General features: G+C 67.5%; 8 protein-coding genes and 1 riboswitch. Of the genes, 7 read left to right on the top strand and 1 reads right to left on the bottom strand.

Features of this window, described 5'->3' with window-relative positions; translation table 11 throughout:
- Window positions 1-426: 426 nt before the first annotated feature.
- From ASD94_RS21605 to ASD94_RS21590, 4 genes are all read left to right on the top strand, one after another.
- Window positions 427-1,590 carry an iron-containing alcohol dehydrogenase gene (locus tag ASD94_RS21605; RefSeq protein WP_056647605.1) on the top strand — a complete coding sequence of 388 codons (1,164 nt, stop codon included), beginning with the start codon at window positions 427-429 and terminating at the stop codon, window positions 1,588-1,590.
- Between the two features lie 94 nt (window positions 1,591-1,684).
- Window positions 1,685-1,774: riboswitch (glycine riboswitch) on the top strand.
- A 161-nt stretch (window positions 1,775-1,935) separates the two neighbouring features.
- A complete protein-coding gene (locus ASD94_RS21600; RefSeq protein ID WP_056647602.1) occupies window positions 1,936-4,281 on the top strand; it encodes a penicillin-binding protein 1A in 2,346 nt (781 codons plus the stop codon).
- 110 nt (window positions 4,282-4,391) lie between these two features.
- A complete protein-coding gene (locus ASD94_RS21595) occupies window positions 4,392-5,720 on the top strand; it encodes a serine aminopeptidase domain-containing protein (RefSeq protein WP_235510727.1) in 1,329 nt (442 codons plus the stop codon).
- A gap of 144 nt (window positions 5,721-5,864) precedes the next feature.
- Window positions 5,865-6,545, top strand: a complete 681-nt coding sequence (locus ASD94_RS21590) for a type 1 glutamine amidotransferase domain-containing protein (protein ID WP_056647599.1) — start codon at window positions 5,865-5,867, stop codon at window positions 6,543-6,545.
- 176 nt (window positions 6,546-6,721) lie between these two features.
- On the opposite strand, the gene ASD94_RS21585 is transcribed toward ASD94_RS21590, so the two are convergent.
- Entirely contained in the window at window positions 6,722-7,624 is a 903-nt protein-coding gene (locus tag ASD94_RS21585; protein WP_056647597.1) for a LysR family transcriptional regulator, read from the bottom strand.
- A 44-nt stretch (window positions 7,625-7,668) separates the two neighbouring features.
- Here ASD94_RS21585 and ASD94_RS24200 point away from each other — a divergent pair, with 44 nt between their 5' ends.
- The 3 genes from ASD94_RS24200 (at window position 7,669) to ASD94_RS21575 (ending at window position 9,372) form a co-directional block, all read left to right on the top strand.
- A complete protein-coding gene (locus tag ASD94_RS24200; protein ID WP_255357461.1) occupies window positions 7,669-7,797 on the top strand; it encodes a hypothetical protein in 129 nt (42 codons plus the stop codon).
- A 12-nt stretch (window positions 7,798-7,809) separates the two neighbouring features.
- Complete coding sequence (locus tag ASD94_RS21580) at window positions 7,810-8,538, top strand: pirin family protein (RefSeq protein WP_056647594.1); 729 nt, start codon at window positions 7,810-7,812, stop codon at window positions 8,536-8,538.
- 138 nt (window positions 8,539-8,676) lie between these two features.
- Window positions 8,677-9,372, top strand: a complete 696-nt coding sequence (locus ASD94_RS21575; protein WP_056647592.1) for a hydrolase — start codon at window positions 8,677-8,679, stop codon at window positions 9,370-9,372.
- Window positions 9,373-9,391 lie beyond the last annotated feature (19 nt).

The raw sequence follows: 9,391 nt of genomic DNA, 5'->3' as shown, positions 1-9,391 counted from the left end.
GGGATGTCGTGAGCAAGAATACCGGGGAGAGGCAATCGGATACCATTGCTGGATGAAATCACAGTATCAACGGAGCTACTGGAGCTAAGCAGATACCCCTTATTTATGTACATGTATTTTGGCAAGCATTTCAGGGGAAGCGTGGTGACACGCAGCACCTGACTCCACCTCCGGTCGAGCCGCTCGGGCGCTCCCGCTCCCGCTCCCGCTCCCGCTTTGCTGCCGCGGCGCCCCGCGCCCCAAGGGCGCGCGCACTCGGAGGCGCTGAACGGCGCCTTACCCCCGATGGCCCGTCCCCGCCGTGGGCGCCCGGCTTGGCGGTGGTGGCCACAGGGTTATCGCGCGCGCGACGCGGCCCGCGGACGGGTGCGCCGCACAATGCGTGCCCCAGCGGCGCCCGCGCCCGTCTTCCTCAGAAAGATTCCCATGCTGAACTTCGACTTTCACAACCCCACCCACATCGCCTTCGGCCAGGGCCGCATTGCCGACCTGGCCAAGCTGGTGCCCGCTGCCGCCAAGGTGCTGATCCTGGTGGGTGGCGCCAGTGCCGAAAAGACCGGCACGCTGGCCGAGGTGCGCGCCGCGCTGGGCGATCGCCAGCACGCCACCTTCAGCGGCATCGAGCCCAACCCGAGCTATGAAACCTCCATGAAGGCCGTGGCACAGATCCGCGAAGGGGGCTTTGACTTTCTGCTGGCCGTGGGCGGTGGCTCGGTGATCGACGCCACCAAGTTCATCGCGGCCGCTGTCCGTTTCGAAGGCGACGACCCCTGGGCCATCCTTGAAAAGCACGGCCGCAATATCAAGGGCGCCATGCCGTTCGGCTCGGTGCTCACGCTGCCCGCCACGGGCTCGGAGATGAACAACGGTGGCGTCATCACCCACCGCGGCAAGGGTGCCAAGCTGTCGTTTGGCAGCGTGCACACCTACCCTGTGTTCTCGGTGCTCGACCCCACCAAGACCTACACCCTGCCGCCCCAGCAGCTGGCCAACGGCGTGGTCGATGCGTTTGTGCACACGGTGGAGCAGTACCTGACCTACCCGGTCAACGCGCCCGTGCAGGACCGCTTTGCCGAAGGCATCCTGCAGACGCTGATCGAGGTGGGCCCGCGCCTGCTCACGGCCACCGAGCCCGTGTACGACGACCGCGCCAACCTGATGTGGGCCGCCACCATGGCGCTCAACGGCCTGATCGGCGCGGGCGTGCCGCAGGACTGGGCCACGCACATGATCGGCCATGAACTGACGGCGCTACACGGCATCGACCACGCGCGCACCTTGGCCATCGTGCTGCCCGCGCTGCTGAACGAGCGCCGGGTGGCCAAGCGCGCCAAGCTGCTGCAGTATGGCGAGCGCGTATGGGGCATCACCACCGGCACCGACGACGAACGCATCACGGCGGCCATCGAGCGCACGCGCGATTTCTTTGAGGCCATGGGCATCGCCACGCGCCTGTCGGGCTACGGCCTGGGCAGCGAGGTGGTGGACACCGTGGTGGCGCAGCTCGAAGCGCACGGCATGGTGACGCTGGGCGAGCAGCGCGAGATCACGCCCGCCGTGAGCCGCCGCATCCTCGAAGCCGCGCTGTAACGCTGCGCACCAGGCGTGCCAGCGAATAGGCCCAAGACCCCGGGCCAATGACCTTGAAGCCCGGTTTGGTTTGTGCGCGTGGGTTAGAGTCAACCCTTCTCTTGCGGGAGAGCGGGGCGTACGGCGCCCCCGCCGAAGGCGCAAACTCCCATCATCGCTCAGGCAACCGGACCGCAAGAGACCATCGCCGACTGGAGAGAGGCCGCCACCATCGCGCAACGCGGGTGGGGTCCACCGAAGGGGCTGGCTGCCACCGCAGCTGAAACTCTCAGGTAACAGGGACAGGGGGAGAGGCGCCGCAGGCCCGTCTTGGAACGGGCACTGCACCAGCCCGAGTTCCCTCCCATGCCGTCATCATCTCCGTCTGTCGCCGTGCCCAGCGGTGCGCCTCACCCCAAGCGCTCGGCGCTCAAATTCATCTGCGGGTTCCTGGTGGGCCTGGTCCTGGCCGGGGGCTCCGGCGGGGCCTGGGTGCTCCATCTGCTGTGGCAGCAACTGCCCGCCGTGGACCACCTGGCCGACTACGACCCCATGCGGCCCTTGCGCATCTATGCGCGCGACGGCAGCCTGCTGGCGGAGTTTGGCGAGGAGCGCCGCGAGGTCGTGCCCGTCGGCGACATCCCGCTGCATGTGCGCCAGGCGCTGCTGGCCATTGAAGACGCGCGCTTTTACGAGCACGGCGCGGTGGACTTCACCGGCCTGGCGCGCGCCGCGCTGCGCAACGTGGTGTCTGGCGAACACGCCCAGGGCGCCAGCACCATCACGATGCAGGTGGCGCGGGTGTTCTTTCTGAGCCGCGTGAAAACCTACAGCCGCAAGCTCATGGAGATCCTGCTGGCCTACAAGCTGGAGGCCACGTACAGCAAGGACAAGCTCCTGGAGCTGTACATGAACCAGATCTACCTGGGCGAGCGCGCCTACGGCTTCGCAGCGGCAGCGTCGGTGTACTTCGACAAAACCCTGGACGAGCTGACGGTGGCCGAGGCGGCGATGCTCGCCGGCCTGCCCAAGGCACCTTCAGCCTACAACCCCGTCGTCAACCGCGAGCGCGCCACCGTGCGCCAGCAGTACATCCTGCAACGCATGCACGCGCTGGGCTACCTGGACAGCGCCGCTTACGACGCGGCCAGTGCCGAGGTGCTCACGCTGCGCACGCAGACGCGTTCCATCGACCCGGCAGCGGCCTTTGCCGTGGAGCAGGCACGCAAGACGGTGGTGGCCCACTTTGGCGACGATGCGTACGCGCTGGGCCTGAATGTGGTCACTACCCTCAGAGTGGCCGACCAGCGGGCCGCCACGCAGGCCCTGCGCGCCGGGCTGCTGCGCGCCCAGGAGGCCCAGGGCTATGCGGGGCCAGAGGCCTGGGTGGCCGCCCGCGTGCCCACCGGCCATCGCCGCGAGGTGCGCGCGGCCCTCGCGGCCTTTCCGGACAGCGGTGAACTGCGGGCGGCCCTGGTGCGCGAGGCGTCGCCGGCCCAGGGCGTCACCGCCGTGCTGCGCGACGGTACGCGCGTGCAGATTCCGCGCAGCCGGTTGAGCGCGGACGCACGGGCGGCGCTTTCGCCCACAGCGTCCCCGGGGCGGCGCATTGCGCCCGGTGCGGTGATCCGCGTGGTGGCTGATGCGCGACAGCAATGGCGCTTGGCCCAGTTGCCGGGCATGGAGGGGGCCCTGGTCTCGCTGGACGCAGACACTGGGGAGATCCTGGCACTGGCCGGCGGTTTTGACCACGCGCTGAACCAGTTCGACCATGCGGTGCAGGCCCTGCGCCAGCCCGGCTCCACCTTCAAGCCGTTCATCTTTTCGGCCGCGCTGGAAAAAGGCTACGCGCCCGGCACGCTGGTGGACGACGCGCAGCGCGTGGTGACCCCTGCCGCCCGGGGGCGCGCCGCCTGGAGCCCGCGCAACTACGGCGGCAACTACGAAGGCTTCATTTCCGCGCGGCGCGGCCTGGTGCGCTCCAAGAACATGGTGGCCGTCAACCTGATGGAAGCGGCCGGGGTGCAGTACGTGCAGCAGTTCGCAGCCCGCTTCGGATTCGACCCCGCGCTCAACCCGCCCCGGCTGCCGCTGGCGCTCGGCGCGGGCGCTGTCACCCCGCTGCAGCTCACGCAGGCCTATGCCGTGTTCGCCAACGGCGGCACACTGGTCCAGCCCCGGCTGATTCGCAGCGTGAGCAAGCGCGGCGGCGCGGTGCTGTACGCGGCGGACGGGCCCTCACCCCGCGCCACCGTGGTGTCCGAGCGCAACGCTTTCGTGCTGGACAGCCTGCTGCGCGACGTGGTCGAGCACGGCACCGGCAGGCGGGCCCAGGCGCTCGGGCGCCCCGACGTGGCGGGCAAGACCGGCACTTCCAACGACGCGCGCGACGTGTGGTTTGCGGGCTATTCGTCGGGCGTGGCCTCGGTGGTCTGGATGGGCTACGACCAGCCGCGCAGCCTGGGCCGGCACACCGGCGGCACGCTGGCGCTGCCGGTGTGGACCGAGTACATGGCGGTGGCGGTGCAGGGGCGCCAGCCGGTACTGCGCACCATGCCGCTCGATCTGATGCGCTTTGGGGACGACTACCTGTACCCCGAATACGTCTTTGGCACCTGCGTCGATGACCGCACCGACTTTGTCCAGAGCCCCTTCGAGTGCAGCCTGACCGGACGCCGATCGCCAGCCGAGGGTGCTTTGGATTTTGGTTGAAAACGGATAGGGCGCTCGTTGATTAAGCACTGGGTGCTACGAAATGGGGAGCGAATATTCACGCCCGCACCCCCGCGCCCTCCATCCACCGCCACTATCGAGCGCATGGCATGGTGACCCTGGGCGAGCAGCGCGAGATCGGGCCCGCCGTGAGCTACCGAATCCTCGAAGCCGCGCTGCAAGCGGTTAGGGCGGTTAGGGCGGTTAGGGTGGGCATGCGCTCGCCCCTTCCGCTCCGCATTTCGCGCCGCGCAGCGGCGTTTCGTCGCAGGGCGCTGGAGCCCGCCGGTTGTGCCGCCTACAGTGCCGTCAAGCCGCCCCTCTGGGTGGCATTTGACGAAAGGCGCACCGTGACCCTCATCTTCTTTCTGGCCCTCCGCTCTGCATGGCGAAAGGCCCGTGCCCCGCTGCTGGTGGCTTTCGTGGCGCTGCTGGCCTGGGCCACGCCGGCCTCGGCCCAGTACGCCGGCCTGCGCACCCTGGTGGTCCCTGGCGCCGAGCCCGTGACCGTGGCACTGTTCTACCCCACCCCGGTGGTGGCGCGCACCCAGCCCATGGGCCCGTGGCGGCCCGTGGTCACGCCGGGCGCGCCGGTGGCAGCCGCGCCCCTCAAGGGCTTGGTCCTCATCTCGCACGGCACCGGTGGCCACGAACTGGGCCACCACAACTTGGCCACGCGCCTGGCGGCCGACGGCTATCTGGTGGCTGCACTGCGCCACCCGGGCGACAACTGGGAAGACCGGTTGATGATCACCTCGGGCCACTACTTCAGCGAGCGCCCCCGCCAGGTGAGCCGCGTGCTGGACGCGCTGCTGGCCAGCCCCGAATGGGGCCCCCGCATTCCGGCCGGGCGCATTGGCGCCGTGGGGCACTCGGCGGGTGGCTACACCGTGCTGGCCCTGGCTGGCGCACAGGCAGAACCGGCCCGTGCAGCGCAGCATTGCGGCAGCGTGTCGGACGACCCTGGTTTTTGCAGCCTGGGCAAGCTCCCGAGCCGTGCCCAGTCTGGTCAGGCCGTACCGGCTGCTGCCGCTGCCGCTGAGGCGCCCGCGCAGGGCTCCGCCGTCGTACAGGACGGCCCGCTGGTCTCGGTGGCAGACCCCCGCATCCGCGCTGTGGTGGCCATGGCGCCCATGGCGGTGGTGTTCACGCCCGACAGCCTGAAGGCCATCAGCGTGCCCGTGCGGCTGATGGTGGCCGAGCGTGATGCCGTGCTCACCGGCAAGTACCACGGCGGCTACGTGGCGGCCCAACTGCCATCCGCACAGGCCAGCACGGTGCCGGGAGCAGGCCACTTTGCCTTCATGGCCCAGTCCGTCTGGCCGCTGGCGTCCGAGGCGGGAGACGCCGCCGCCAACCCCGAGGGCTTCGACCGCGTGGCCTACCACGCCACACTGGAGAACGAGGTGGTGGAGTTTCTGGCGAGGCAGCTGCGTTGAAGGTCTGCGGCGACGGCACGCACGGCAATGCCATGCTGTAAGCCAATACCGCCAACCTGCGCGCACCGTGGGACAAAGGGCCCCATGGCTGGTAGGGTGTCGTTTTCTGTTCTCCCGATCAACGCCACAACGAAAGCGACACCCATGGCACACATCCTCATGGTTCTGACGTCCCACGACCAACTGGGCGATACCGGCAAAAAGACGGGCTTCTGGCTGGAAGAGTTTGCCGCCCCGTACTACGTGTTCAAGGACGCAGGCGCGCAGATCACGATCGCATCGCCCCACGGCGGCCAGCCGCCGCTAGACCCCAAGAGCGACGACGAAAGCGCCCAGACCGCGGCCACGCGCCGCTTCAAGGCCGATGCCGCCGCGCAACAGCAGCTGGCCAGCACCGTGCCTCTATCGAGCGTGAAGGCCGGGGACTTTGATGCCGTGTTCTACCCCGGCGGCCACGGCCCGCTGTGGGACCTGGCCGAAGACGCGCAGTCCATCGCCCTTATTGAAAACACTTTTGCCGCAGGCAAGCCGCTCGCGCTGGTGTGCCACGCACCGGGCGTGCTGCGCCACACCAAGGCGCCCGATGGGTCGCCCCTGGTCAAGGGCAAGAAGGTGACGGGGTTTACCAATACCGAAGAAGACGCGGTGCAGTTGACCAAGATCGTGCCGTTCCTGGTGGAAGACATGCTCAAGGCCAACGGGGGCGTGTATTCCAAAGGCCCCGACTGGGCGCCCTATGTGCTGACCGATGGCACGCTGATCACGGGGCAAAACCCGGCGTCGTCAGAGCAGGGTGCGCACGCTTTGCTGCAGCAACTGGGTTGATAAGAAAAAAAGGGGTTTCGGCCCCTTTGTTTACGCTGTGCGTACGCACGGGGTGTCCGTGGCACAGATTTGAAAATGAAATGACCGCCAGTGTTTGATCCATAAGCGCAAGCAGCTATCAAATTGGAAGTGATTGTGCGGTGCTGCCTGCCGTTGGCCCGCACAGCGTTCCCGCTTCAATACGGCAGGATGCCCGGCAACAGCGGGCGGTCCAGCCGGTGGCGCCACCACTTGAGCGCCTCGCCCATGTGCTCGGGCCGCCAGGCCAGCCAGAAGGTTTCGTCCGGGCGGGGCTCCTCCACCTGCAGCTCCACCAGAATGCCGTTCTCCAGCTCCACGCGAACACAGGCGCGCGGCACAAAACCGTGGCCAAGACCGGCGGCCTGGCAAGCGATCTTGGCCTGCATCGATGGCACGGTGATGCGGCGCTGGCCCGACAGCAACCCCACCGTGCGGTCGTTCAGCGAGCGCGCCCCGTCGCCCACCACCACGGCCGTGTGTTCCAGCAAGTCGCTGCGCGTGAGCGGCCGCTGCAGCTTGGCCAGCGGGTGTGTGGCCGTCACGCAGAACGCAAAGGCCAGGCTGCCTACGGCCACTGCCTTGTAGCCGCCGCCCGCGGGGCCTTCGCCTGCGGCCACGACGATGTCTGCGCGCCCTTCGCGCAACGCCTCCCAGGTGCCTGTCAAGGCTTCGCTGCTGATGCGCAGGCGCGTGCCGCAGTTCAGGTCTTCAAACGCACAGATGTCCTGGTTGAACGCGTGTGTGGGGATGAGCGAGTCGTGCATCAGCCGCAGTTCGGACTCGAAGCCCGTGGCGATCTGCCGCATCCGCGATTCGAGCTGCTGCGCGGCCGCCAGCAGCCAGCGCCCCTCCTTGAGCATCTCTTGCCCGGCCGGCGTGAGCGTGACGCGCGGACCGTTGCGGATGAACAGGGCCAAGCCCAACTGATCTTCCAGCTTGCTCACGGCGTATGAGATGGTGGACGGCACCTTGTGCAGCCGCTCGGAGGCGCCTGCAAACGAGCCTTGGCGGGCAATGGCGTCGATGGTTTCTATGGCTTCCAGCGTGAGCTTCAACATGGCCCTAATTCCTTGATCTGAATCATCGAAATTATCGATGATGAATGGCTAAACCTTTCAACCTGATGCCTGCTGATGCGCCGGATACTTCATCCATCGCAGCACTGAAGCCCAATGAAATCCAGCAGATTTCAAACCGGAAACGCAGTGTGAAATTCATCGACAGACATTGAAAGGAAGACACCATGCTCGACATCCGCAAAGCCCAACACCGCGGCAACGCCAATCACGGCTGGCTCCATTCGCGCCACACCTTCTCGTTCGGCCACTACCACGACGCCCACCAGCAAGGCTTTTCCGACCTGCTGGTCATCAACGACGACCGCGTGGCCCCGGGCAAGGGTTTTGGCACCCATCCGCACCGCGACATGGAAATCTTCTCGTACGTGCTGGAAGGCGCGCTGGAGCACAAGGACTCCATGGGCACCGGCTCGGTCATCCGCCCCGGTGACGTGCAGATGATGAGCGCCGGCACCGGCGTGCGCCACAGCGAGTTCAACCACTCGGGCGAAGAGCCCGTGCACTTCCTGCAGATTTGGATCGTGCCCGGTGCCCGCGGCGCCGCACCCCGCTACCAGCAGGTGCACTTCAGCGAGGCCGACAAGCGCGGCCGTCTGCGCCAGATCATCTCGCCCGAAGGGGCCGACGGATCGCTGGCCGTGCACCAGGACGCCCGGGTCTATGCCGGCTTGTTCGACGGCAGCGAAGAAGCGGCCGATCTGGACGTGGGCCCGGGCCGCAACGTGTATGTGCACGTGGCCCGCGGCAGCCTGGAAGTGAACGGCGAGCGGCTGTCCGAAGGCGACGGCGCCCGCATCCGCGACGCCGGGGCCCTGCGCTTTGCCCACGGCGAAGGCGCCGAGGTGCTGGTGTTCGACCTGCGGCCCAACGAGCTGCCCACGATGCCGCACTGAGCGGATGGGGCGCACTGAGGTGCGGATGGGTGGGCGATGCCGCCCATCCCTTGCGCCCCGGCCAGCCGCATTGCCTTGACTCGTTTTTTTGTCTGTTCTTCTCGACGCACTTCATCTTCAATTTCCAGGGAGTTCACCATGACCCACGCCAACACGACCACGACTGCCAGCGCCAACGCCGCCCGCCCCGTCGCCTACGCCAAGCCCGGCGCCACGCTGCTGAACGCCGACGACCACACCCTGGTCATGATCGATTTCCAGTCGCAGATGGCCTTTGCCACGCACTCCATCGATGCGATCACGCTGCGCTCCAACGCCGGCCTGGTGGCCAGCGCAGCCGCCGGGTTTGGCGTGGACACCATCCTCACCACCGTGGCCGAGAAGAGCTTCAGCGGCCCCATGTTCGAGGAAGTGACCGCACCGTTCCCCGGCCAGGCGCTGCTGGACCGCACCTCCATGAACACCTGGGAAGACGAGGCCGTGATCGCCCGTGTCAACGCCATCGGCAAGCCGCGCATCGTGCTGGCCGGCCTGTGGACCAGCGTGTGCATCGTGGGCCCGGCGCTGTCGGCGCTGGACCAGGGCTTCGAGGTGTATGTGATCGCCGACGCCAGCGGTGACATCTCGGCCGAAGCCCACAACCGCGCCATGGAGCGCATGGTGCAGGCCGGCGCGCGGCCCATCACGGCATTGCAGTACCTGCTGGAGCTGCAGCGCGACTGGGCACGCGGCGAGACGTACGACATGACGACGGGCATCGCCAGGAAGTTCGGCGGGGGCTATGGCCTGGGCATCACCTACGCCAAAACAATGTTCAACGCCCAAGAAGCCTGAAAGAGCACACCATCTTTCT

Source organism: Acidovorax sp. Root70, from assembly GCF_001428225.1.
Classification (GTDB): domain Bacteria; phylum Pseudomonadota; class Gammaproteobacteria; order Burkholderiales; family Burkholderiaceae_C; genus Acidovorax.
This window is presented reverse-complemented; position numbering and strand designations above follow the sequence as displayed.

Coding starts and splice junctions, on each gene's coding strand:
- ASD94_RS21605 (WP_056647605.1), top strand. CDS start 427: ATGCTGAACTTCGACTTTCACAACCCCACCCACATCGCCTTCGGCCAG.
- ASD94_RS21600 (WP_056647602.1), top strand. CDS start 1,936: ATGCCGTCATCATCTCCGTCTGTCGCCGTGCCCAGCGGTGCGCCTCAC.
- ASD94_RS21595 (WP_235510727.1), top strand. CDS start 4,392: ATGGTGACCCTGGGCGAGCAGCGCGAGATCGGGCCCGCCGTGAGCTAC.
- ASD94_RS21590 (WP_056647599.1), top strand. CDS start 5,865: ATGGCACACATCCTCATGGTTCTGACGTCCCACGACCAACTGGGCGAT.
- ASD94_RS21585 (WP_056647597.1), bottom strand. CDS start 7,624: ATGTTGAAGCTCACGCTGGAAGCCATAGAAACCATCGACGCCATTGCC.
- ASD94_RS24200 (WP_255357461.1), top strand. CDS start 7,669: ATGGCTAAACCTTTCAACCTGATGCCTGCTGATGCGCCGGATACTTCA.
- ASD94_RS21580 (WP_056647594.1), top strand. CDS start 7,810: ATGCTCGACATCCGCAAAGCCCAACACCGCGGCAACGCCAATCACGGC.
- ASD94_RS21575 (WP_056647592.1), top strand. CDS start 8,677: ATGACCCACGCCAACACGACCACGACTGCCAGCGCCAACGCCGCCCGC.